The 24,209-nt window shown below is 40.8% G+C and carries 18 protein-coding genes; 14 read left to right on the forward strand and 4 right to left on the reverse strand.

The genetic code is table 11. The features are described 5' to 3' along the window. Positions 1–116 precede the first annotated feature (116 nt). The 4 genes from UABAM_RS26395 (at position 117) to fmt (ending at position 4,504) form a co-directional block, all read left to right on the forward strand. Complete coding sequence (locus UABAM_RS26395; RefSeq protein WP_151970985.1) at positions 117–1,580, forward strand: amidase; 1,464 nt, start codon at positions 117–119, stop codon at positions 1,578–1,580. A gap of 68 nt (positions 1,581–1,648) precedes the next feature. Beyond that, positions 1,649–2,644 carry a HEAT repeat domain-containing protein gene (locus UABAM_RS26400; protein WP_151970986.1) on the forward strand — a complete coding sequence of 332 codons (996 nt, stop codon included), beginning with the start codon at positions 1,649–1,651 and terminating at the stop codon, positions 2,642–2,644. 16 nt (positions 2,645–2,660) lie between these two features. Further along, a complete protein-coding gene (locus UABAM_RS26405; protein WP_151970987.1) occupies positions 2,661–3,554 on the forward strand; it encodes a 1,4-dihydroxy-2-naphthoyl-CoA synthase in 894 nt (297 codons plus the stop codon). Between the two features lie 11 nt (positions 3,555–3,565). Then, entirely contained in the window at positions 3,566–4,504 is a 939-nt protein-coding gene (gene fmt, locus UABAM_RS26410) for a methionyl-tRNA formyltransferase (protein ID WP_173013588.1), read from the forward strand. Between the two features lie 41 nt (positions 4,505–4,545). Here fmt and UABAM_RS26415 read toward each other — a convergent pair whose 3' ends face one another. From UABAM_RS26415 to UABAM_RS26425, 3 genes are read right to left on the reverse strand one after another with little or no spacing between them, the layout of a single operon-like run. After that, positions 4,546–5,247, reverse strand: coding sequence for a hypothetical protein (locus UABAM_RS26415; RefSeq protein ID WP_151970989.1), 702 nt, complete (start codon positions 5,245–5,247; stop codon positions 4,546–4,548). Further along, complete coding sequence (locus tag UABAM_RS26420; RefSeq protein ID WP_151970990.1) at positions 5,244–6,038, reverse strand: hypothetical protein; 795 nt, start codon at positions 6,036–6,038, stop codon at positions 5,244–5,246. Before UABAM_RS26420 ends, UABAM_RS26415 begins: the two co-directional genes overlap by 4 nt. Positions 6,039–6,040: 2 nt before the next feature. After that, a complete protein-coding gene (locus tag UABAM_RS26425) occupies positions 6,041–6,487 on the reverse strand; it encodes an RNA polymerase sigma factor (RefSeq protein ID WP_151970991.1) in 447 nt (148 codons plus the stop codon). Positions 6,488–6,880: 393 nt separating this feature from the next. Here UABAM_RS26425 and UABAM_RS26430 point away from each other — a divergent pair, with 393 nt between their 5' ends. The 8 genes from UABAM_RS26430 (at position 6,881) to UABAM_RS26465 (ending at position 19,766) form a co-directional block, all read left to right on the forward strand. After that, positions 6,881–8,728 (forward strand): acyl-CoA dehydrogenase family protein, encoded by a 1,848-nt coding sequence (locus UABAM_RS26430; protein WP_151970992.1) that lies wholly within the window; start codon positions 6,881–6,883, stop codon positions 8,726–8,728. Positions 8,729–8,808: 80 nt separating this feature from the next. Beyond that, positions 8,809–9,912 (forward strand): serine/threonine-protein kinase, encoded by a 1,104-nt coding sequence (locus UABAM_RS26435; protein WP_151970993.1) that lies wholly within the window; start codon positions 8,809–8,811, stop codon positions 9,910–9,912. Positions 9,913–9,935: 23 nt separating this feature from the next. After that, positions 9,936–11,033 (forward strand): hypothetical protein, encoded by a 1,098-nt coding sequence (locus tag UABAM_RS26440; RefSeq protein WP_151970994.1) that lies wholly within the window; start codon positions 9,936–9,938, stop codon positions 11,031–11,033. A 10-nt stretch (positions 11,034–11,043) separates the two neighbouring features. Continuing rightward, positions 11,044–11,877 carry a hypothetical protein gene (locus tag UABAM_RS26445; protein ID WP_151970995.1) on the forward strand — a complete coding sequence of 278 codons (834 nt, stop codon included), beginning with the start codon at positions 11,044–11,046 and terminating at the stop codon, positions 11,875–11,877. A 432-nt stretch (positions 11,878–12,309) separates the two neighbouring features. Then, on the forward strand, positions 12,310–16,131 hold the full coding sequence (locus tag UABAM_RS26450) for an Hsp70 family protein (RefSeq protein WP_151970996.1): 3,822 nt from the start codon (positions 12,310–12,312) through the stop codon (positions 16,129–16,131). A 96-nt stretch (positions 16,132–16,227) separates the two neighbouring features. Then, positions 16,228–17,781 carry a hypothetical protein gene (locus tag UABAM_RS26455; protein ID WP_151970997.1) on the forward strand — a complete coding sequence of 518 codons (1,554 nt, stop codon included), beginning with the start codon at positions 16,228–16,230 and terminating at the stop codon, positions 17,779–17,781. Then, a complete protein-coding gene (locus UABAM_RS26460) occupies positions 17,781–19,031 on the forward strand; it encodes a glycosyltransferase family 87 protein (protein WP_151970998.1) in 1,251 nt (416 codons plus the stop codon). The genes UABAM_RS26455 and UABAM_RS26460 overlap by 1 nt, the downstream gene beginning before the upstream one ends. A 15-nt stretch (positions 19,032–19,046) precedes the next feature. Beyond that, the gene (locus tag UABAM_RS26465) at positions 19,047–19,766 is read left to right on the forward strand and encodes a HEAT repeat domain-containing protein (RefSeq protein WP_151970999.1); all 720 of its coding nucleotides are present in this window, start codon (positions 19,047–19,049) and stop codon (positions 19,764–19,766) included. A gap of 81 nt (positions 19,767–19,847) precedes the next feature. Here the strand turns inward: UABAM_RS26465 and UABAM_RS26470 are convergent, their stop codons facing one another. Next, positions 19,848–20,738, reverse strand: coding sequence for a formylglycine-generating enzyme family protein (locus tag UABAM_RS26470; RefSeq protein ID WP_151971000.1), 891 nt, complete (start codon positions 20,736–20,738; stop codon positions 19,848–19,850). 144 nt (positions 20,739–20,882) lie between these two features. Here UABAM_RS26470 and UABAM_RS26475 point away from each other — a divergent pair, with 144 nt between their 5' ends. Continuing rightward, entirely contained in the window at positions 20,883–22,511 is a 1,629-nt protein-coding gene (locus UABAM_RS26475) for a hypothetical protein (protein WP_151971001.1), read from the forward strand. Then, the gene (locus tag UABAM_RS26480) at positions 22,501–24,207 is read left to right on the forward strand and encodes an ATP-binding cassette domain-containing protein (protein WP_151971002.1); all 1,707 of its coding nucleotides are present in this window, start codon (positions 22,501–22,503) and stop codon (positions 24,205–24,207) included. Before UABAM_RS26475 ends, UABAM_RS26480 begins: the two co-directional genes overlap by 11 nt. The last annotated feature ends 2 nt before the right edge of the window (positions 24,208–24,209 follow it).

Raw genomic sequence — 24,209 nt, forward strand, 5'->3', positions numbered from 1 at the left:
TCCTATCGTGTTTTCGAACTACATTTTCATCGCAACGTATATATTGCAAGACAAACCGAGTTTTGGTACATTTGTAAATTCATCCAAATCCCAACGTAATTGATGGAGATGTTTTTATGATACCATTTTCAACAACAACCACTGTGGCGAAAAATATCCGCGAAGGCAGATACACGGCAAGCGATGCTCTAGAAGCGTATTGGGAACATTTTACGAAATACAATTCTAAAGTCAATGCGGTAGTCGCCACAGATATCGAAAATGCAAGAGCGCAAGCAAAAAAAGCCGACGAAGACCTTGCTTGCGGAAAAATACATGGCCCGCTTCACGGTGTGCCAATGACCATAAAGGATTCCTATAATGTAAAAGGTTTTAAAACCACGCTAGGTATTCCTTTTTTGAAAAATTACTACCCCGACCGCGACGCAACAGTGGTAAAGCTACTCAAAGATGCCGGTGCGATTATTTGGGGAAAAACAAATGTCCCCCTTTTTTGTTACGATTGGCAATGCAAACACCCCCACTATGGCAAGACAAACAATCCCTGGAACTTAAATCATACTCCGGGAGGAAGCTCGGGAGGATCAGCAGCATCTGTTGCTGTAGGGTTCTCTCCTCTAGAAATGGGCAGTGATGTGGCCGGTTCAATACGCGTTCCAGCACATTTTTGCGGAATTAGTGCACTGCGCCCTACCGAAGGGGTGGTCAGTTGCGGCGGTCATGCCCAAGTCAAAAAACTCACCAACACGCTTTACAACTACATGGCTTGCGGTCCTATGGCGCGTAGCGTAGAAGATTTACAATTGGCGATGAGTTTGGTAGGAAAAGTCGATGAATGCCATTGGCGAACCGCTCCATTACCAAGTAGTGATAAAAAGATAAACGATTTACATGGAATAAAAATAGCGTGGTGTGATGAAATAGGAGGAATTCCACCGTCAACAGAAGTGCGACAACACATGCAAGAACTCATCGACAAATTACAAAAAGCCGGAGCGATTATAGAGAAACAAACTCCGCGAGATATAGATTTTAACGATGTGCTAAAAATATGGGGCTGGATTCAAGGCTTTGAGTCAGGTGTTCATGCTCCACAAATCATCAAAATACCTCCGTTTAGTTGGTTACTACGCATGGGATTTGTACAACTTAGATTTGGCAGTGGAAATTTCTCGCGTGGTTTGGCAAAAGGGTTGACAATGTCTACACGTAATTACTTTCGTGCACAGGATCTACGTTCACAAATTATTGAGAAAATGGAAAACTTTTTAAGCCAATGGGATGTTTGGTTATCACCTGCTGCCGCCACTTTGTCTTTCCCCCACTGTCGCACAGGGACAAAATTAAAAGTAGATGACCGTAAAATTTCGTATTCTCTTGCTACAGGGATGTACAACTGCCCCACGGCAATGATGGCAAATCCTATTGTTTCCCTTCCTATTGCTAAATCGCAGTCAGGTTTACCAATAGGTATACAAATTCATGCGAAACGCTGGCGTGATTTAAGACTTCTAGAAATCGCCCAGCATATAGAAAAACTGTGCGAACCATTGGGGAAACCGCCCATAGTGAGTAATTAGTCATTCGATCTATTCTGTCGTAGTTGCGTTTACAATATGTAAAACAAAATTTTACGAGAGGAAAAGTCATGAAAAATTTTTACAAAGTTCTGTGTATTGCCGCCTTGTTTTTCTCCGGTCTTTTCATTTGTTTACAAGTAAACGCTCCCCAAAAATCCGGAAAACTTAGACCGTACTTGTACCATGTGCAACATGGCACAATGCGCCAAAAGTATCGAGCGGTACAAAAGATTTACCAACTGCGAATGTGCGCGCAACCATTTGTAGAAGAGATCGCATCTATTCTACTCGAAGCGAAAGATCCGTTAATAAAATCTTTCCTCCTTGATACCTTGGCGCACTGTGACTATAATAATCGTCATTTGTATTCCTTTCTCAACGATGAACATGGAGATGTTCGTGCGTCTGCCATAAAAGCTCTTGTGAACATTAGTGATGTTAGTTTATCCATTTTTGATTTAGCCATGGAAGATCACGACCCTTTTGTACGACGCGTAGCCACGAGTTGTCTGACGAAAATCGCGATCGATGAGAATCTCTGTGTCCGAGCACTACTCACAAAGTGCGACGATGAAGACGACGAAGTTCGCTGTGCAGCAATAGAGGCTTTGAGTAAATATAAAAATTGTACAAGAATAGTGCGAAAGTTACGCGTCGTTGCTCTCAACGATAGTGGACGCGCACGTTATATTGCGATAAAAGCCTTGGGAAATTTCCCTGGTCAAGTTTCATTTATCGCCACGTTTTTGAGATATAGCGATACACGCAATTACGCTCTTGAGGGACTTGCGGTCATTAGTGATTCCTCCAAAGAGTCAGCACTTCACGTTTACCGCCAACTCAAAAACAGTGAATACATTGCGCAAATTATCATGCTAAATACAACGCCCAATCATTATTTACTGCAAATAATGATCAAAAGTATAAACTGTGAGCAGCTAACCTCTGATGTAATGAAAATACTTCAGTACAAAAAACGTTATAGCTTACTGTACATTGAGCATTTATTGGAAAAAGATGGTGTTTCTCCATGCTTGGAATACATACAACAAAAACTACAGTAGTGTAAAAGGATAGTAAATGGTTTCGCAAATATTTGACGCTGAAAAATGGGAAGAAATCTCCGAATTTCAATTTACAGATTTGACATATCATCGCGCGAAAGATCAGGGAACGGTGCGCATAGCGTTTAATCGTCCTGAGGTACGCAATGCCTTTCGACCACAAACAGTCGATGAGCTTTTCACCGCTCTTGACCATGCGCGCATGACCAGTGATGTAGGTACAATTATTTTAACCGGTAATGGTCCCTCGCCTAAAGATGCTGGCTGGGCGTTTTGTTCTGGTGGCGACCAACGCATTCGCGGTAAAGATGGATATAAATATGAAGGTAACGAGGGTAAGGTAGATCCGGCGCGTTTGGGGCGTTTACATATCCTCGAAGTGCAACGACTCATCCGCTTTATGCCAAAAATTGTCATCGCCGTTGTTCCTGGGTGGGCTGTGGGCGGTGGACACAGTTTGCATGTGGTCTGCGATCTGACCATCGCCAGCAAGGAACACGCGATTTTTAAACAAACAGATCCCGATGTCGCCAGTTTTGACAGTGGCTATGGCTCGGCGTATCTCGCGAGACAAGTAGGGCAAAAACGCGCACGAGAAGTATTTTTTCTCGGTTTAAATTATTCGGCCCAAGAAGCGTTTGAGATGGGGATGGTCAACAAAGTTGTTCCCCACAAAGAACTAGAGGAAGTCGCTCTACTATGGGCAAAAATTATGAACAACAAGAGTCCGACAGCCATGCGCATGCTTAAGTTTGGATTCAATCTAATTGATGACGGCCTTGTGGGACAACAAATTTTTGCAGGAGAAGCAACACGATTGGCCTACGGTACAGATGAAGCTAAAGAAGGGCGCGATTCGTTTTTAGAAAAACGCGAGCAAGACTTTACTAAGTTTCCATGGCATTTTTAATAGAGATTTTTATGAAAATTATTTTCTGGGGAACACCAGAATTTGCCGTTCCCATTTTAGATACACTCAACAAATCCTCTCATGAAATAGTGGCCATTGTCAGTCAACCAGACAAAGTCAAAGGGCGCAAAAAAAAACTTATTCCCCCTGAAATAGCGCAATATGGTCACGACCACAATATAGAGGTAATGCAACCGCAAAAGCTCAACAAAGAGTTTCGCCAAAAACTAGAAGAGTACGCACCGGATCTCATGATTGTCGTTGCGTACGGGCGTATTCTACGTCAAAAAATATTAGATATTCCCAAATACGGTTGTGTAAATGTGCACTTTTCCTTGCTGCCAAAGTATCGTGGGGCATCCCCGGTCAATGCCGCTATACTAAATGGTGACAAAGAAACAGGTATCACCATCATGAATATGGTTCGCGAAATGGACGCAGGTCCCATTCTCCACCAATACATAACCCCCATTGGTGCAGAAGATACGACGGGTGACTTGTTAGAACGTTTGGGAAATTGTGCTGGTCAACCACTACTTGAAGTTATCGAAAAGCTCGAACAAAAAAATATCGAGCCGCAACCTCAAGATGAGGAGGCAGTGACGTATTGTGGTATGATTAGCAAAAAAGACGGTCTCATCAACTGGGAGCAACCAGCAGAACAGATCAAACGCTTTGTATACGCCATGTCACCGTGGCCCAGTGCCCACACAAACCTTACACGAAATGACAAGAGCGATCGCGTTATTTTGCATAGCGTTGAGGTAGATTTTACGCACGATGGAGGGAAGCCGGGAGAAGTCGTTAAGGTTGACAAAGAACATGTCTGGGTGCAAACCACTTCGAAAACGCTAAAAATTAAGAAAATTCAGAAGTCGGGGAAGTCGGTTCTCAAGGTGAAAGATTTTTTGTTGGGAACCAAAGTATCTCCAGGAGATTTTTTCGGATAAATTTCAAGTTGAGAGCGTTCGTAACGCTCTCAACCTTTACTTTATAGACCTTCTACAAACTCAAGAACTTCTTTGACAACTTTTTCGCGATTTGTTTCGAAAAAATTGATTTGTGCAAGAGAAAGTTTACTCTTTACTTTATCGCGAATTTCATGAGCTTTTGTCAGTAGTGAGACAACGAGAGGACGGATATTTTGCTTTTCTTTGGCAAGAATATCTTTGATTTGCTGTTGTTGTGCCACAGTTAATTCAAGATTTCTTACATGGTATGGCATAATGCTTTCCATCATGAATACATGTAATGTCTCTAAATTTTGTCCGATATTTTGTGTTTCACCACGCCACACCTTTTGCATCAACTTTAAAAGTTGTAAACGATCTTCTTTATCCAATTTCTGCAACACCATGGCTATTTTCTCTCCTCCAGGGCGCAGCACCAATTCATCTTTCATTTCCATCGCTTTGATAAGTTGTGCGTGAGTCAGAACATTGCGACATTCTCTACGTACCTTAATAACATGAGGACGAAGTTCGTCAACCATGGCACGTATTTCGTTGCGGTGTTCTTTGAGTAAGGCACCTATTTTTAGTTTTTGGCGAAAACTCAAGCGTGGTGCATCTTCAAAATAGGTTTTTACTTTATCTTTCAGAGTAACCAGTTTATCGAAAATCGAAGTTTTTTGTTCTTCCGCAAGAGTAAAGGAAAGGCTGACAACTACGATTGCTATACATAATTTTTTCATTTTATGACTCCTTTTGTGATAAACACATTTTCTACTTTCCAAATAACGGCTTCACCGTTACCTAGATTGATTTTTTGAATTTTATCATGTAATTCTTGGCGCATAGCCTTGATATTTCTTAGATGTACGGCACTTTTTTGAAAGAATTGTGCCAGTACCAAACGCGACTGTTCGTCGGTACTTATATTTTTCAAAGCGCGAGAGAATAAATGCTCCACTTTACCCAAATCATTATCCTCACACAACCTGTTGAATGTCGATAAAGAAGATGAATGAAGATAGAGGCGACAATTTACGATAACTCGTACCCGCAACAGAGGAATAAACTTTTGTTGTAGTAATTTTTCTGTTTGGTCTAAATTTTTTGCAATTTGTCGCATTTCAACTGTAAAGCCTTCGCCGTATTTACTCAGCGCTTTGTGAACTACTTTGTGCTGTTCTTGCGATAAATCATTGAAATCAGCAGCAATGACACTATCAATTTGTTGCGAAATGCTCATTGTTATATAACGACTGGCAATGTACAGTCCCGCGAAACAGAAAATCACACACGCCGCCACAAGATAATACCGCGGTGCTCTTTTAGACTGCATAGGTGGTGAAGGTACATAATCAATAAGATTATTTGTTAAATTTTGTCCTAGTTGTTGTTGTTCTTGGTTCTCAGCGACGAACGCCTGACAATCCGCACATTCATTTAAATGAGGTTGCCATTTTTCCAAGGTTTGCGCATCGGGCTCTATTAAAAACGAAGCTATTTGCGCACGAAAGTCTTCACATATTTTTGCCATTATTATCCCAGTACTAAACTACTCACTTTGCGGCGCGCTTCAAAAATACGCCACTTGACAGTGCCAATCGACGCATCTTGCAAAGCCGCAATTTCTTTAATGGTCAAGTTTTCTAACGAGAACAATAGTAAGGCTTCTTTCTGATCTTCACTCAATGTTTTGATCGCATCGAATGTTTTTTGCAGTTGTTCTTGAACAATAACCTGCGTATCAGGTGTCTCGCTATGACTGTTTTCGACTAGAGAAACTGTGGCGCGTTGTTTTTGTTTGCGAAAAAACTTTTTACGCTGACGATGAAATACGCCACATGCCCAGGCCCATTTATTGTCGGCACTATCCCACTTGGAACGACCTTCTTCAAGAGCATAAAAAACCTCTTGAGTCAAATCCCAAGCATCGTGATAGTTGCCAAGCATTAAAAAAGCCATACGGTAAATTTTGTCGTGCATTTCATTTTCTTGCAAGATCTTGCCCTTCAATCTTTTCTCTTAAGAGCTTGAAAAAATATGTCACAAATTTGTGGTAACGAATGCCGAATTACACCCAAAACTTTACTTCGGACGCTTATATGTGTCGCAAGTGCAAAAAAGGTTGGAATTTTTTTTATTAAATAAAGAAAATTTTTTGTGGTATATTAAAAATAAAACAACTTCGTAACTTGGGAAAGCAAAAAAATAAACCGTTTCCGAAAAATAGGGGGTAACACCCTGAGTATCCACAATTGTTTCTTAAAAATAAAGAAGTAAACCATAAAAATTACAAAAGTGGTTCATTTTAAGGGATAGCAATTCAGGTAAATTTTCGTTCAATCTCAAGGCGCAACTTAGAAAAGGAATTTTGATATGAATAAAGTTATTGAAAACGAAAAACAAAATTTAGCTTCTGAAGAGGAAGCGCGGAATGTAGCTGAAGCTGCAAGAGAAAAAAAATGGACAAAGGGAACATTTCTTCGCGAAATCTTTTTAGGTAAATTGCGTTTAAATTTAGTAGAAGAAGCGATCGCTGCGATGAAAGAGCCCAGCAAAGAATTCAGCGAGTTCTATGACAAGATGCGTGACTTACTAGAAAAAGATATTGATTCCGATGCGATAGACCGCAATGAAAAGGTACCGCAGGAAGTGCTCGATAAACTTGCGGAACTCGGTGCCTTTGGTATGAAAATTAAAAAAGAGTTTGGCGGTCTAGGATTTTCCCAAACGGAATACAATGCGGTTTTGGAATTAGTCGGTAGCCAAGACAGCAACCTGGGGGCTCTTCTTTCTGCGCACCAATCCATAGGTGTACCTCAGCCATTGCAGCTTTTTGGAACAAAAGAGCAAAAGGAAAAGTACTTACCACAAATTGCCAAAGGCAAAGTAACCGCTTTCGCCCTGACAGAATCGTATGTTGGCTCCGACCCTGCGAACTTAACAACTTCCGTAAAAGAGGTAGATGATAACTATATACTCAACGGTGAAAAACTATGGTGCACAAACGGTACCATTGCCGACTATATTGTTGTTATGGCGCGACATGAAGGTGAAAAAGCATTGAGCGCCTTCGTTGTGGATATGGATTGGGAAGGTGTCAAGGTAGAACACCGTTGTCAATTTATGGGGCTACGAGGTATCGAAAATGGGGTTATCTCATTTAAAGACGTGAAAATCCCCAAGGGAAATTTACTATGGAAAAAAGGTGCGGGTCTCAAATTGGCTCTTATCACACTGAACACCGGACGTTTGTCTGTTCCTGCGATTTGTACAGGTGTTGCCAAAACATGTTTGAAAATTTCGCGTCGCTGGGGAAATGAAAGATTCCAATGGGGACAACCCATCGGTAAACACGAAATTATCGGCCACAAAATTGCCTCCATGGCCGCAAATACATTTGCAATGGAGGCGGTCAGTAAAGTATCCACGGCCATGATGGAGCAAGGCTACGACGTACGTTTGGAAAGTTCTGTCGCCAAGATGTACAACACGGAAATGGGGTGGGGAATCGTCGACGACACCATGCAAATTCGCGGAGGGAGAGGCTACGAAACTACGGAGTCACTTGAGGCGCGTAAAGAGTCGCCATGGCCTGTGGAAAGAATGATGCGTGACTATAGAATCAACCTTGTATTTGAAGGTTCCAGTGAAGTTATGCGTTTGTTTATTGCTCGCGAAGCAGTTGACAAACACCTTTCAGTTGCAGGATCTTTCATCGACAAAAAAGTAAGTATCGGTAACAAAATACTTGCGCTGCCTAAGATAGGTTTATTCTACGCATGGTGGTATCCCACACGATGGCTAGGGTGGTCAATGTGGCCAAAATACAGTCGTTATGGCAAATTAGCAAAACATATGCGCTACATCGAACGTACGACACGCAAACTTTCACGCGCTATTTTCCATGGTATGATGATTCACCAAGCCAAGTTGGAAAAAAAGCAGGCATTCTTATTTCGCATAGTAGAAATGGGTGCCGAACTTTTTGCGATGAGTGCAACAGTCGCTTACGCGCAAAAACAAGAGGATAAAAATGCACAGAATCTCGCCGATGCTTTTTGTAACCAAGCAAAACAGCGCATTAAGTCGAATTTTAAAGCACTGTGGAGCAACGACGATGACCAAAGATACAAACTTGCACGTGAAATTCTAGACGAAAATTACACTTGGCTAGAAAAAACCACAACAAAACTTAACGATAAAAACGAAAGCGAAAGTTAACTTCCGAAACCAATCATTCCTGGCTTAGCCAGGAATGATATACAATAAACAGTGTAACTCAACAAATTTAGGTTTTACCAATGCCGCACTTCATAGACAAAACACTCCACAGTGGAGAATACTACACGTTAGGTCCTTACCATATTGAGCAAAAACTTGGGAACGGCAACATGGGAGTTGTGTACAAAGCCACACATGTTCCCAGCAAAACTGTCTGTGCAATAAAAATTCTCAGTACCAAAGTAAGCGAAGCAAATATTCGACGATTTCAACGCGAAGCCTGCTCGGTAAAGCGCTTAAAGCATCGCAATATTGTGCAAGTTTATGATTTTGCCAAAATAAATAACTTATACCTCATCGCAATGGAATTTATTGCCGGGGAAACACTTGATGTATGGTTGAAAAAAAATACTTTTTTTTCGGCGCGCTTGAAAATGTTTAAACAAATTGCTCATGCACTACAATACGCTCATTCTCATCAACTTATTCACCGCGATATCAAACCAGCCAACATCATGGTCCGCTTAGATGGTGAAGCATGTATTATGGATTTCGGCTTAGTAAAAGATCTGCAACAAGATAAAATAACGGCAACGGGTATGGTCATGGGTACTCCTATGTACATGTCTCCAGAACAACTGAAAGCGCGCAACGTAGACTACCGCACAGATATATACTCGCTAGGAGTGATCCTATACGAGATGATCACAGATAGTAGACCCTTTGGCAACAGTTTAGCAGAAACCCTGTATGCCAAATCAACCAATATCAGCCCTAATCAGCAAAACATCGAGGACAACTTATACGCCATATGTTGTAAAGCCATCGCCTTTCGGCGTAATCGTCGCTATGAAAGTGCCAAAGCTCTGATAGAAGATATCGAACGTTACGAAAATAACACCCCGGTCCATGCTCTTGAAGTAGAGAAAAACCCCCATTGGCAAAAAGCCGCAATAGTCGTGGTACTCCTTTTTTCCACCGTGGCAGTGTACCTTGCGATAGGAAAATCGACAAACTCCTCGTCAAAATCTCCAGAGAAAAAATACTCAACACCCGTAAAAAGTACAAAAAACAATATTCCCAAGAGATTAACACGTCGTGAAATAGACACGTTTATTCAAAAATCTTCTCTGCGAATAGTACATTCCAAAAAAAGGAAGACTTACAAAAAGCGCTATCCTTAACGAACGAAATACAAAAGATTTCGATGTTTTTCACCACGCATTTTTCGCAAATGAGTCAGCGCCAACAACGTAAATTTATTGAACAAATAAGATCGGTGTCCCTAGAAATAATTCCTCTCTTACACCGTATAAACTATGAAAATAACGAACGCGATACTTGGCAAAAAATATTCACCGACTTAGATAGTTTCTTTTCCATAATGGATGCTCTACAAACGCATGTAAATTTTCCACCGCAAAACATTAAGCTCTTGGTGCAAATTTACTTTGAGCGCAAATACATTTTTTTTAACATGTCGCAAAACATCGTTTCACAAAGCAACAAACATCGTAGCCTTTATAAAAAAGCGTATGATTTTGCTCATAAAAAAGTTGTCGCATTGCAAAAAAGTACGCCCACAAACCACTTAGAACTCTTCATCCATAGCTATTTCTGTTGGCGCGTAAACGAATGGATTTTCCACGATAGTCGCTCGCAATCTTTGTGGGAGCAAAGTATGCGCATATTTATGCGCGCAGTAGACACCACACAGCCTTTCGCCAACACACAGTCCCTTCACATTATTTCCGAAATAACACATAATCGATTTTCTCGCGCGCGTTTTCAACAAAGAAACTACCTTCATGCATTATTATTTTTCCAAAAAGTACGCCAGCATATTTCTTCTTTACCCAAAAACCTTTCCACCATATATACCATTGTCTTATCTGGTTTACTAGAGCAAGCCGCCGACTATGGTTACAATCTACAAAATACGGTGATTCCACAACACGTATTTTTGTCACAAGTTATTTTGCCAAAAGGTAAATACACATTTGTGAAGGTCTGTTGGCAACTGAAGGAACACTCCTCGCGATTGTTTGCCGAGGTAGAACATCTCGAAAATTATGTTGTGAACAAAAACATCGCCCAACGCCTCTTACGCAATAGTACCTCCAGCCTGACGTGGCAAAAAAAGTGGGTGAATCTATACTATGGAATTTTACTGCAAACGGCACATGCAAATGATACAAAAAAATTACATCGACAAATCAACATAGTAACGAACAGAATCAATAACGTAGTAGAAAAGCTCTTGTGGCAGTACAACTATATGACTTCATATTTACAGAACAATTAAGGATGTAAACGTGGACAGCAACCTTACACCGAATCGTATTTCCGAAAATGACGCTCTTCTGAAAATTACCCAAAATTTTTATAAAGCGATAGAAATCGCCATCGTGGACAATTTTCCAGGAGAAAAAAGCGATTATTTAACTTTTAAAATAAATCGTGACGATGAAGAACTTCCTTTGTGGCAAGTCATAGAAAAACATTTGGCCTCTTTCATTGCCAGTTGGGACGAATGGCGACAAGTCCTGTCTCCCGAAGAATCACAAGATCAAGCCGAAACCGAAGCAGAAGACGAATCACAACAGGAACTAACAAGTGTTCCCAAAAAATTTAAATACTTTGATGACAAAATACTGCAAACCGTGGAAAAAATACGCTCTTATCTAAAAGATATGATTCACGAGGCCATTATTGCAAGTTTAGAGCGCTTTGAACAACACCCTCCGTATGCCGCGGCATGCAAAGAATTTCGCAGTTATCTTTACATAGATAAACTCGAACAAAATCCCGAAGCACTACCTTTTTTCGATATATGGTACCCTACGCGTTTACAAGAAAATATCACCACGGAAGTTCTTTTCAAAATTGAAAAAGAACTACAATCTATTTCTGATGTCCGCTTTCCCTACAATCCGCAAAAGGATTGTTTTTGGAACCTTGCTCTAGTAATACGTTTACAAATTCAAATACTACGGACACTTCGCGAAAAAATATTTGGAATTATTGCCATTGCCGAAGAGAGTTTCCAAGAATTTTTTACTCAAGTTCTTTTAGAAGGTGAACTACTTCCCTTAATACGCAATAGCCTAAATAACTACAGTTTTATTTCTAGCATTTCTCGTAAATAGACATAAATTATTCTTGCGCAAAAGACCAAAGCTATATAAAATAAGGAATTAAATAAAGACATAGAACAAATTGTTTATAAATACTTTTCGTCAAAAACTTCACCACAACCACAACATTTATCTCATGAAAGATAAGGTTTGTGATTGTGATAAAGTTTATCCAAAATGAAATGGCCAAAATCTGAAATAAATACACAAAACCTATTTCCATTTTTTAATAGCCATTGTAAACAGTTTGGACTAACACAACCTTTTGTAAGATTTGTATTGGGAACAAAATTACAAAGAGATTATTTCAATGTAATCTATGTGTACAAGTAGATTTAAAGTCTAGATACCTTGTAATACTTACAGATAGATGTATTGGAATCTTAAAAAGAATTCGGTTCCTAAACTCAATTTTATACAGATATAACTAGAGGGCCACAAATCATGCCTGATTTAAGATTCTACCCTGATCAAAAAAATGTAATGCTCAACCCTACAGATCCTCAAGGAGATCTCACTTATTACTTAGAGGGATTTGAAGGGGAGGTCGAGCAAAACGAAATGACCTTGAAATATGCTTTTCCCGCGAGACTCGATAGTGCATCACCTGATGTAAAAAACAAAGTACGTAAGATACTCATTGATGTTCTTGATATTTCAAATTTTAGTGTTGAGTCTGAAAGTGGTAGAGCTGCCATTAAAGTTCCAACAAGACAACTTACAGATGAATCACTTTTACCCGATGAAGAATCTGTAAAAGTACCTATCCTAGTTAAATTGGTAAAATCTGCAACTGCAGATAGCGAACAAGCTGAGTTTAAGTGTCAACAAGAACTTGTTCTCGTTATCGAAAGAGACCACGCCGAAGATCCAGGAGATGTTACTTTCGATGATGAAGAAGGTGAAGAAGAAAACTACGAGGATACCGATCATTCTTATGAGCAAGAAGAAGGCGAAATAGACAGCGACATAGATGATGAAGAAGCAGACCAAGACAACGGCGAAGATGAAGAAGAAGAACGTTCTGAGGCTGGTTTGTATAGTGGTTTAGTTGCCATCGACTATGGAACGACCAACTCCGCGATTGTTGTTCGCGATCCAAGATTTGCGGCGGAAGAGGTTAGAGGTCAGCTAAGTACAGAGCAATGGGAATCTCTCTGTGAATGGGTCGACAATTGGCTATCCACGCACTTGTCTAAAATTGAAACCACAGATACAGATTTGTTTGTCGAAAATCTTACGCGCATTGTTCCCAATGCAGACTTACCGACATGTGGTACACCCGAAGATGAAATTCGTCGCTCTTTGGTCAAAATTGACGACCGCATTCGCGAACAAATACTGCGTGAAACTATTTGCCGCCTATCAAACTTCTCCCAAGAAGGTACAAATGCAAAAATACTAAAAGAAATCGCTCCCGAAGTGATGCTGGGTTTTGAATCTGTTATTGATTCTAAAAGTTTAGAGTCACAACGGTACTTTGTACTGGAACTCGATGAAAATGCAGGCCCAGGACCTATTCCAAGTGCTCTCCAAGTCGTTTCAGCCCCAAATACAGAAGATTTAAATCTTCTTATGGAAGAAACCAAGATTGACATGGGAGCGAGAGTAGGACTTCTTTTACGTAGTGCTGCAAGCGGTGGTGCTGACATACGCCAATTTGTTATATCGATCAAACGTTATTTTGGTCGCGATGAAGTTATCGAAGTTGTACCTGCAGATAACGAAACTCCTATACAATTTCCAGCGGACACTCTTTGTCGTTTAGCATACAGAGAACTGTTGACGCGTGCTGTAGGTGACATCCATCGTCGTTCAGAAAATGGACAATTCCAAGATGCCGATTGGCCTTGTTCTCTCGTCGCAACTTTCCCAACATCTTACCCCGCATCTCTGCGTCGTAGTTTGAAGGAAATTCTGACAGATCTGAACATTAAAGAAATCGACACACGTTTTGACGAAGCGACTGCTGCGGCAATTTACTACATATGGCGCGAAGTAGGATCAGACCCTGTTTGTGGTATGAATGGTTTGATGGCGCGCTGCCGTAAAGATCCTAATGGACGCTCTTACCAAAACATTCTCCTTTACGACCTTGGTGGTGGTACAACCGACATCGCCCTTATCCAACTTTTATACGAAGAACTACCTATATTTGATGAAGGTGAAGACCGAGGAAATGGTGGACGTTACTTCCGTATTACACCACGTCTACTGGGAACCACAGGTCACCGTTACATCGGTGGAGACTTGATCACTCTATGGCTATTCCGTCTTATCAAGGCAAAATTAGCCGATTGTCTACTCAGCTTGATTACTGAAAAGAATATCGAGCCACCAATGGACAGCGAACTAAGTCAACTACTACTCAATCTATCTGATCAACTTGTCGAAGAAGGTGTTGACGATGAAGCTCCTACCCAATACCGCCGTGGAGCGCTTTTGGAATGGACCTTACAACCGATGCAACAAATGCGTACCTACAATCACTTAAATGAAACAATCATTGATCCACTTGTACCTACGCGTTTTGCAAATGATTCGAGTAGGATACCAAACTTCTTCACTCTATGGGAAACCACCGAGGAACTCAAAAAGACATTGGGAACTCCTGTGGTCACCGATTCAGGAAGTGGTCTGGCAATGGATTGGCCAGAAGAAACAGAAATCGACAGTGGACAATTGTTCAACCTTGTGCAAACGGCACACCCATGGTTAACAGACTCGGGAATGGTGCAACAAGACGACCTGCGCTTGAGTGTGACACAAGAAGAAATGAGCCTTATCGCCAAAGAACCGATCAAGCAATCATTGAGTCTTGCGGTGAGTTTATCTAAAGCACGTCTTCTAACACAAGACTACCGCGATCGCATTGACCGTCTAATCTTATCTGGTCAATCTTGTAACATGAAGGCAATTCAAGAAGTCGCAATGGAAGTTTTCCGTGAAAGCGATGGAGTGTTTGACTATGATCCGGCAAACGTTCGATTTGACCGCGATTCAGCCAAGACATCTGTGGCCTTAGGTGCATGTATCGGACGTTATTTGGAATCGGTACGTATCGATCCATGGAACCCAAAAACACGTGAGATGCTACGCGATGGTTACGATCAAATCGAACTCGTGATCGAAAACCTTTTCACCTACCTATCTTGTCGTCTTGCTTACGACTCGTTAGTCGCGATGGTAACAATTTTTGACCAAGGACATGAACTCAATCTTCGTTCATTCACCGATCGTCGTCCAGTGGCACGTACATCCATCAACAACTTACGTCCGGTTCAGGAAAAATTCTGGATCTATCGCATTGACTTCGAAGGTGCAGAACCACAATACTTAGGCTTGATCAATGCAGAGGCTGTTGCCGATGAATACGGTTTCGATGATTTCCGTAAATTCCGCGAAGAGTATCTAGTGGGTTTCGAAGCAGATGCTGAACTCTTTGTAAGAGCTTTCTTTTTACCAAAGGGACTCAAAACCATTAAATCTGACAACTTTGTTGATGCAGAAAATGGCGGTGAGTATCCAGAACTTGTCACAAGTGATGGATCTTTCTCTGTACAAAATAAAACATTCCAGGATGAGGAACCTCAAGAAGAATTAGAAGAACCTCAAGAAGAAAGTTTTGAAGAAGAACAGGAAGAACAAGAAGAACAATACTCCGAAGAATCTGAATACATGCCTGCAAGCGATGACATGGAAGAAGAAGACGAGGAAATTGGTTTAGAAGACGATTTTACCGAAGAAACCGAAGACACCGAAGAAGATGAAGGTCACGAAGAGACTTTTACCGACGAAGAGGAAGAACAACCACAAGCAAAGAAAAAGCCTCGCAGCTATCGTGAAGCCGAAGAAGAAGAGGGTCCAAAGTACTCATTGGCGCAAACCGTTACTTCTCAAGAAATCTTCGATCGTCGTGCGACAATCGTTGCAGGACAACGCTTGCAATTCCAAGTGGAATATCCAGAGGGAACATTTAAGTGCGCAATTAGCGAACCTCTCCCGATTCGCGAGAAATATGAATTCTATGCGGAACAGCCAACAGAGGATGGTCCATTTGATCAGAATGCAGCCGTTGATGAAAACGCGGCAGCGCGTTTTACCCTAGACGAAGAAGAGACAGACGAAGCAACACTTGTTTGCGATGAAAGAGGCAAACTACGCATGTTAACCGGAGCGCTATATGACATAGAAATCTGGGCTGACATCGAATATGTACCTCAAAAAATGGACATTCATTATGATCCATTCTGCGGTCATCACTAATTTGTAAAACAATAGTAAAGCAGGGCTACGAAAGTAAAAGTAGTCCTGCTTTTCATTTCGCATATTTTGCCTGTTTAAATGTGAAAGGCAAACCAATTGACACCTCCACACACGCCATTTGAAGATCTAATAAAAAATCTTCTGAAAGATCAAAAGACAAATAGGAAAAATATCCTAATTCATTCGCTCAATTTGTTGAGAGAAGTGTGTTCACTACATGAAGATTCTAAATTTGCCCAGGAGGCGCAACAAGCAGCGCGTAGAATAGACAATATTTTACAAATAACCACGGAAGTGCAAATAGATGTATCTTCAAACAGAGAAGACATAAAGGTAATAGATGCAGCCAAAGATACAGAGATAAAAATAGACGTATCTCCTAACAAAGACGGCAAAGACACCGATGTAAAAATAGATGTGTCGTCCATAAAGGAAGCAAAAGATGCGGAAATACCGCAAAATGTTTCTGTGGATACCATCTCCTTATCAGAAAGTATCATTACGTTCTACGAAGAGAGTGACGAAGATTTCCTACAAAGCGGTACCCAAGAGTCTCAAATAACAAAGGCCATTGAAGACACCGGAGAAATGGAAATTGATAATTGGCCCCAGGAATCGCAACTGCAAGAGTCGCTGTTCGAAACCCAAGACACCATTGAAATAGAATCTAAAAACTCCTACGAGTACTTAGCCGAAAGATGGAATAAAAAAGTAGATAAGTGGTTCTACATTCACTTGGACGATGACAATGACATCGAAAAACATCTCAAGAGTTTTGTACTACGCGCAACAGATGTCCGCAGTAATTTGGCAAGCGCTTCGTTAAGTATTAAGTCCCTCAAAGAAAAGCTACGACGTTTCGATCGTTATTGGAAAATGTTACGCGATCAAGCCTCGCAAGATGACTATGAAGTGTTTCCAGTTAAGTACGGTCGTATTCCCGAAGCGCAAGGCAAAATCATCTATTCATTCCGTCCCAAAGCAAAATCGCGAGAAAATATTCTCATCCGTCCAGGATTACGCAAAGACGACGTTGAGATTGTGTCTCCCATCACTTTGGTGACCCTACCAAAAAACGGTGAACTACCCAAAGATTATCCAGACAAAGACCTACCACTACATTGGAGTGGTATTTTAGGTGAGGTGGATATTCTCCTTAGTTATCTGGATATTCAAGAAAATGTTTATTGCTCTATAGAAACAATCAATAAAGGTAGCGTTCAACCCTTAAATGACTGTCGCGACAGTATCATTACAGAAATCGAACGCCGTCGCGAAGCGCTTAAAAACGCAATCCGCGGCGAAGAATCCATTTATCGAATTGCAACCAACTATTGGCGTATCGAAGAATGTTTTTGGAGCATTTTTCATGATGATGGACGACCAAAAGGATACTCCTTCTTTGATCGTTTGCGCCGTAGGGTACAGAGCTGGCGCCCTTATGTACGCAAAGAAAATAACATCTTCGTACGCGATTTTTCTCCAAATAACGATACATTGACAAGTATCAATAAATATGTCGGCAATGTCATTTTCCAAAATAAAAGAGATGTGGCCCCTGGCACCGTACTACGTGAAATACGTCCCGCAGTAATTGTAAAAGTAAACAAAGTGACGCGACTTCTCAAAGGAAGGGTAATTTCGACGTAATGTTTTCAGACAAAACACGCGTTATCATTGCATTGATATTCACATCAATGTTTGTATTTTCGGTCATCAAAGTGATGAAGAAAATCACCGATACCGAAAAACAAAATCGCACAGCATTTGTTCGTTGGTCACGTTTTTGTAAGAAACTTGACAACAAAGAGATGCTGTATTACCCTTTTGACGTACGCCAAAAAATGGAAAAAAAAGATGAGTATCCTAATTTGCCCATGATGCTACTCATTCTAAAACCTTTTTATGCTTTGGGAAAAATACCAGGTTCACTTTCGTGGATGATATTTAAATTACTATGGGCTATTTTGATTGTTTATGTAGCCCTTAGTTATGCTCACCATTTTCCCAACTGGGCAAAAATCTTAGCTGTGGCTTTGACATTTCGTATATTCGCAAGCGACATGACACACGGCAACGTCAATCTATTTATCGGTGGTCTGGTGGTGCTGTCTTTGTGGTTCTTCCAAAATCATAAAGACGCGCTATGTGGATTGACCATAGGTTTAGCAAGTGTTTTAAAAGTAACACCGTTGCTATTTATTCCCTATTTTATCGTAAAAAAACAGTGGCGCATTGCGATATTCTCTATTGTGGGTATTTTATTGTTTTTATTTGTGCTCCCGGCAATGTTTATCGGTTGGGATTACAACAATGACCTAATCGTCGGTTGGGGAGAGCAAATGCTCTATCCTTTTATCTCTGGCGAAGTTTTGCAAATGCAAGTCAACCACAATAACCAGTCGCTAACAGGAATTTTTCACCGTTTATTTAGCGATTGTGTCGCCATTACACGAGGTGCACATAAAATCAACATAATCTCTTTGGCACCGTCGCAAGTAGCTCTCCTGATAAAAATAGCGTGTATCGCCTTATTTGTCGCCATATGGGTATGCGCACAAACCAATGAAGACCGCTCACATATTGGTTATCTGGGAGAATTCGCCATGGTATTTTTGGCGATGCTACTTATGTCGGAAAGAACCTGGAAGCACCACCAAATATTGCTAATCCTTCCACACATCTTTTTATTGTCCCATTTATTTTCGATCAAAAATGCCACAAAAACAACCGTTTTCTATCTGCTCATTGTCAGTTGTTTTTTTCATACCTTCAGTGGATCTTTTCTATGGGGAAAACACTACAGTGCCTTTCTGCAAGCATACGGTGCACATTTTTGGTCAAATATAATGTTATTTAGCGCATGTGCACATATTACCCGGTCTAATCGCAAACAATAGGTAGGAGATGGGCAAATGGACAAAGAATACCTACAAACATTAATCACAGCAGAAAACGTGGATGTCGCTGTGGTGCCTCAGTTAATAAATCTATTTGCTAAAGATGAACTTAAATACAGCGCTGCTCAAGCTCTGGGAAATGTCATCACTCAGTGCCCCTCTGTCATTCAAATTGTTCGCGACAAACTACACAATAGCTGCTCTAATACGCAATACTATATCATTCTATCCCTACGCTACGCGAATAATGCACAAGTTTTCATTCCCGACCTAATCACATTTTTAAAGAGTACAAACGACAACATCCGCGAGATCACCGCCAACACTCTAGGTGAAATTCATGATCGCCGCTCTGTACCACACCTATTAAAGCTCATGTGTGAGGATCCAAATTACAACGTCCGTTACTATGCCATGCACGCCCTGGGAGATCTCAAAGACACCACAACAATTTCACAATTGATCGAACTCATTCAAGGTGGCAACGAAGAAACGAAAATGTACTCTATTCATATTCTCGGAAAAATGGGAGAAAATGCCAAAGAAGCCATTCCCGTCATCTTTCCTAACTTAGAAGACAATAATCCGAAGATGGTAGCCATTGCCGCAACAGCCCTAGGCAACATGGGAGACGAACGCGCACGGAGTGTTCTACAAGAAATATCACAAACAGGTTCCCCTTCATTTGTGCTAAGTGCAAGAAAAGCATTGCGCCATCTAGACGAAAGCAACTAAAAAGTCACAATTCACAAAATTTTCATGAACATTATCGATGTTTGATTGTATACAGACACATACAACACAACCATTTCATGTTTAGGGATAACGTCTTGATAAACGAAAACCAATCGCACTTCCGGTCACATTCGGTTCTAAGTCGTGGCGGTATGCACAACGCGAAGCTTCCATATTATTGTACCAACTTCCGCCACGCGACACTTTACACGTTCCCTTTTCCGGACCAGTGGGGTTTATTTGTGCTTTGTCGCTATAATTGCCATACCAGTCATTGCACCATTCTAAAACATTGCCATGCATTTGATATAACCCCCACGCATTACATGGTAGCTCTTTTACATCAATCGTTTTTCCATTGTATTCTTCATTGCTATCGTAACGCATCCGACCATAATTTACTTGCTTTGTCGTCACCTCATCGCCAAAACTAAAACGTGTTGTTGTCCCTGCACGACACGCATATTCCCACTGAGCTTCACTGGGCAAACACAAATTCAACTGTGGTATTTTTGCATTCAACGTATCGATAAAATTGACACAGTTATTCCACGTGACACTATCCACCGGACAGTTTTCGCCTAAAAATTTACTGGGATTGCTTTTCATCACCGCTTCCCATAGCTGTTGTGTACATGCTGTTTCTGCTAGCCAAAAACCATGTTCAAGGGTAACTTGATGCCGGCGCTCGTTGCCTGATCTACCGGCTTGGTCACTAGGAGACCCCATCCAAAAAGTTCCTGATTCAATCCAGCGAAAGACATGACGCACGTTTTCATAGGTGAATGCCATCCACAAACCATAGCTGTCTTTTCCCCAATCGCTTAGCCAACCGCGAAAAGAACAATTGTCAAATTCGACACCTATCAAATCGTCGCCACACAGATCCTCTAGATAAAAAGCACACCCCATATATTTTGTATGCGGTTGTATTCTTTGTAGCGATTTTCCTTTTACTATTTTTTTCTTCATAATTTTATCGTTTATACAATTTTTATATTTAAAATTTTCGCAAACTTGAACTTTTTTATTTCGTATGTAGTATATAAAGAAAAGTTTCTTTATTGTAAACAAATTTAATCTCAACCATCGCTTCTGTACCTGGAAGGATTTTTCATGAAAAAACTCTATCACTTCTTTTTGAAAATAACCGGACGCAAAGAGAAAAAATATCGAATTTTTCTCGCCTTGTCTTTATTTATCGGAGCATTTGTGTTATGGAATGTTCTCGTTATTGCAAAAACAGTGTATAGCAATATTAAAATGCGCACACCTTTTAATGATAACGCGCATGTCAAACTCCATGTTCCCGAAACCTATGCCAAATTTTTTCCCACAGGAACGCACTTGTATAGTTATACACCAAATCTGGAGCTTGCCGGTTTTGTCGAAGGGATAGAGGATTCACAAAACGAAAAAGGGTATAAATATCTCAAGGTAAGTGTTCTCGACAAACATCGTGGGCGCGTTTTGCGTAAAAATACAAAATTTAAATTACTACACGCGTCGCCATCTTTTTATACATTGCTTCTCAAATCTTTAAATGATGAGGGCGAAAGACAATTCCTGTTTTCTCTTGATCACGAATATGCCGCTACCTTCGACAAAAAGCATGTCGACGAGACAATACGCAAAGAATTTACCTCTCGTGGTTTGGACATTGAAGAAGCGAATATCAATATTGTCACACCACATAGCAAGTGGCAGATAGTCGACAAGGAAACAAAAGCCTCACTGTATCTAGTTGTAAAAGAAGATACAGACATAAAAGTTTATGGAAAGTGGCAAGATTTGGCGGTGGTTGTTAGTAGTCATCAAAAAGAAAACTACCAAAAAATTCTCGATATTTTTGTCAAAAAAATGGAAGAAAAAGGAATTGACAAAAACAAAGTGCGTCAGATTTTAAACGATAAATTTATTCAAGACCGAATTTTTGCTACACTAAACACCGAAATTTTGCAAAAAATAGATTTCGAAGGGGCCCTAAAAGGAATAAGTAAGTCAGAAGAAGTGGAGAAACTACTCGCCGATATGAAGTACCGTAACATCTTTTTTGGAGCGATGGAGGGCTTATGGATTGGTGGCGCAGAACGTTTAGGAGACGAAGCCAACAAATACAAAAGTCGCACTTTTTTTGGCAGTGCTTTAAACGGTTTTCATTTAATGTACCGCGTATTACTAGACCGTGACAAACTCATGCGTCAAACCTTATCTAGTGCTCAGGACAAGGCTTTTGAAATTGGCTGGGGAGAGACATTTCGTTCCATCAAAGATACTGTACGCAAAAACGATACCGCTGCCAAAAAAATTCCCGTAGACTTTGCGAAAAAAATACAACTCAGCTCCAAGTTGGGTCTTGGACTACGGGCGTTATGGTACGATCAGAAGTTAAAAAAATACGTCCAAGATCGTTACGGCAAAGAATCTGCGGAAGCTTTTTTCGCCGCACTTCAAGAAATGGCCACAGATCCTGAAGTGTCGAATTTACTGCGTGGTACAAAAGAAATGGTAGAGAAACAAGTTGTGGGTATGACCTCCAAAGTGCTTCTCAACAAAAACAAAACCGGTGTGAATCCGGCGTTTTTGACATTTGCCCGCGAAAGACTTTTGGGCAAACGCGAGCCGCAAATTGCTTACTTTCCGCTAAGAGACGACGAAGCAGTGAACAACGGTTATGAATACAACTGGCAAAATAGCCCCGAGAGCAGTGTGATTTGTTATATTGAAGGGACAGATGGTGAGTAAAACAATAATAAACATAAAAGACTTGGACATAAATCTCCTGGATTTTTCCCAGGAGTCTCCGCGGATACAAACAATATTGCAAAACATATCGACACATGCCGACACCGAAGATGTGGTACTTCTACTAGGTCCTAGTGGTAGCGGAAAGTCGCTTCTTACAAATATATTACTTGGCTTTATCAAATACGACCATCCACAAATTATGGTGGAGAAGGATCGCGAAAACGCACAATTTCGGGTGAAATTACAACAAGATGCCGAGTTCGTCGATATGAAGGAAAATCTATATCCACAAGTTCTCGAAGGCAAAATCGGAATTATGTTTCAAGCTCTGGGGCTTTTTGATGACCTCACCGTAAAAGAAAACATTCGCTTTGCCTATGATCATTCCAAAAATAGCAATCGCAGCGCCAGTAATTTCAAGAAATGGTTTAAAGAAACCACAGATAAATTGGGCCTGGAAAAGTTTGTGGATCGCTATCCAGGTAACCTTTCTGGAGGACAACGCCAACGCGTCGCCTTAGCACGTTTACTCGCCTATGCCCCTAGTGTCATGATTTTAGATGAACCAACTTCGGCTTTGGATCCACTTTCGGTGAAAGAGTCGCTCAATTTAATACGCGAAGTACACAAAGAAACTTCATCTCTCACGATTATCATTACCCACGACTACAAAGAGCCCCCCAAAATAGCCGACCGCATTTGGTTCATCCATGATCACACGATTGAAAATTACGGTTTAAAGGGAAAAAGTGAAGAAGAAAAACAAGAAATTTTGAAAGAGATAGAGCACAAACTCCATGCCAGTATGAGTAAAATTGCCCCACGTATTATAGATGATAAAGAAGCCATCAAACGTCAAAACAAAGCATTTGATGTGAAATGGAGCAACATGTTTGGTGAAATTGGCAAAACGCTTTCGCAGGCAAAGAACATGTTCCTTTCGCGGCGTATACAATGGTTCATGAAATTTTTCAAAAATATATTTCATCGCCTTGTCACTCTTTCGCTACCGTACAACATTATCGCCGGATTTTTCTTGGGGATTGTCATTACCTACTTTACTCTCAACACCAACTTCGGAGAAATTCATCTAGAGTCGGGGGAAAATGTTCAGGTCAAAGATTTTATGCTACCGGCTTTTTACCGTGAAATGCTCACCGGACTCGGTATTATTATGTTTAACGCGCTTATTCCACTCATTAGCTGTATACTCATTGCTTCGCGTTCGGGAACGGCGATCACCGCTTATCTTTCGGCAATACACGATAGTAACACCAAACAATGGGACGCACTGCGCAACTTTGGGGTAAATCCGACATTATTTTTTCTACCACAAGTACTGTTTTCCTTCGTTCTGGGATGTTTATTGCTGTCGTACCTCTCATTTCTAGCTGCGGCATGCGGTACACTCATTACTTCCTTGGTATTAAATCCACTTTGCAGTTACTATGTGTGGCAACAAACATTTTGGAGTAGCCTTGGCTCTTTTCCATTTTTTAAAGGCTTTGGAATGTTTACTCTAAAAACAGCGGTTACGGGATTCGCCATTGGTATTATCAGCTTTTATTATGGTACACGCAAAAAATCCAATCCAATGGATACCATAAAATTTTTAACCCGCGCAAACATCTGCAACATGTTGGGCATATTGTTGATTTTCTTTCTCATCCTATGCTATGAATTTGGAGGTTAAGA

Source organism: Candidatus Uabimicrobium amorphum, assembly GCF_009002475.1.
GTDB classification, from domain to species: domain Bacteria; phylum Planctomycetota; class Uabimicrobiia; order Uabimicrobiales; family Uabimicrobiaceae; genus Uabimicrobium; species Uabimicrobium amorphum.

Excerpts from the sequence above, each read along its gene's own strand:
- UABAM_RS26400 (WP_151970986.1), top strand. The coding sequence starts at position 1,649 with ATGAAAAATTTTTACAAAGTTCTGTGTATTGCCGCCTTGTTTTTCTCC.
- UABAM_RS26475 (WP_151971001.1), top strand. The coding sequence starts at position 20,883 with ATGAAAAAACTCTATCACTTCTTTTTGAAAATAACCGGACGCAAAGAG.
- UABAM_RS26440 (WP_151970994.1), top strand. The coding sequence starts at position 9,936 with ATGTTTTTCACCACGCATTTTTCGCAAATGAGTCAGCGCCAACAACGT.
- UABAM_RS26425 (WP_151970991.1), bottom strand. The coding sequence starts at position 6,487 with ATGCACGACAAAATTTACCGTATGGCTTTTTTAATGCTTGGCAACTAT.
- UABAM_RS26460 (WP_151970998.1), top strand. The coding sequence starts at position 17,781 with ATGTTTTCAGACAAAACACGCGTTATCATTGCATTGATATTCACATCA.
- UABAM_RS26435 (WP_151970993.1), top strand. The coding sequence starts at position 8,809 with ATGCCGCACTTCATAGACAAAACACTCCACAGTGGAGAATACTACACG.
- UABAM_RS26465 (WP_151970999.1), top strand. The coding sequence starts at position 19,047 with ATGGACAAAGAATACCTACAAACATTAATCACAGCAGAAAACGTGGAT.
- UABAM_RS26480 (WP_151971002.1), top strand. The coding sequence starts at position 22,501 with ATGGTGAGTAAAACAATAATAAACATAAAAGACTTGGACATAAATCTC.
- UABAM_RS26470 (WP_151971000.1), bottom strand. The coding sequence starts at position 20,738 with ATGAAGAAAAAAATAGTAAAAGGAAAATCGCTACAAAGAATACAACCG.
- UABAM_RS26430 (WP_151970992.1), top strand. The coding sequence starts at position 6,881 with ATGAATAAAGTTATTGAAAACGAAAAACAAAATTTAGCTTCTGAAGAG.
- UABAM_RS26450 (WP_151970996.1), top strand. The coding sequence starts at position 12,310 with ATGCCTGATTTAAGATTCTACCCTGATCAAAAAAATGTAATGCTCAAC.
- UABAM_RS26420 (WP_151970990.1), bottom strand. The coding sequence starts at position 6,038 with ATGGCAAAAATATGTGAAGACTTTCGTGCGCAAATAGCTTCGTTTTTA.
- UABAM_RS26415 (WP_151970989.1), bottom strand. The coding sequence starts at position 5,247 with ATGAAAAAATTATGTATAGCAATCGTAGTTGTCAGCCTTTCCTTTACT.
- fmt (WP_173013588.1), top strand. The coding sequence starts at position 3,566 with ATGAAAATTATTTTCTGGGGAACACCAGAATTTGCCGTTCCCATTTTA.
- UABAM_RS26395 (WP_151970985.1), top strand. The coding sequence starts at position 117 with ATGATACCATTTTCAACAACAACCACTGTGGCGAAAAATATCCGCGAA.
- UABAM_RS26405 (WP_151970987.1), top strand. The coding sequence starts at position 2,661 with ATGGTTTCGCAAATATTTGACGCTGAAAAATGGGAAGAAATCTCCGAA.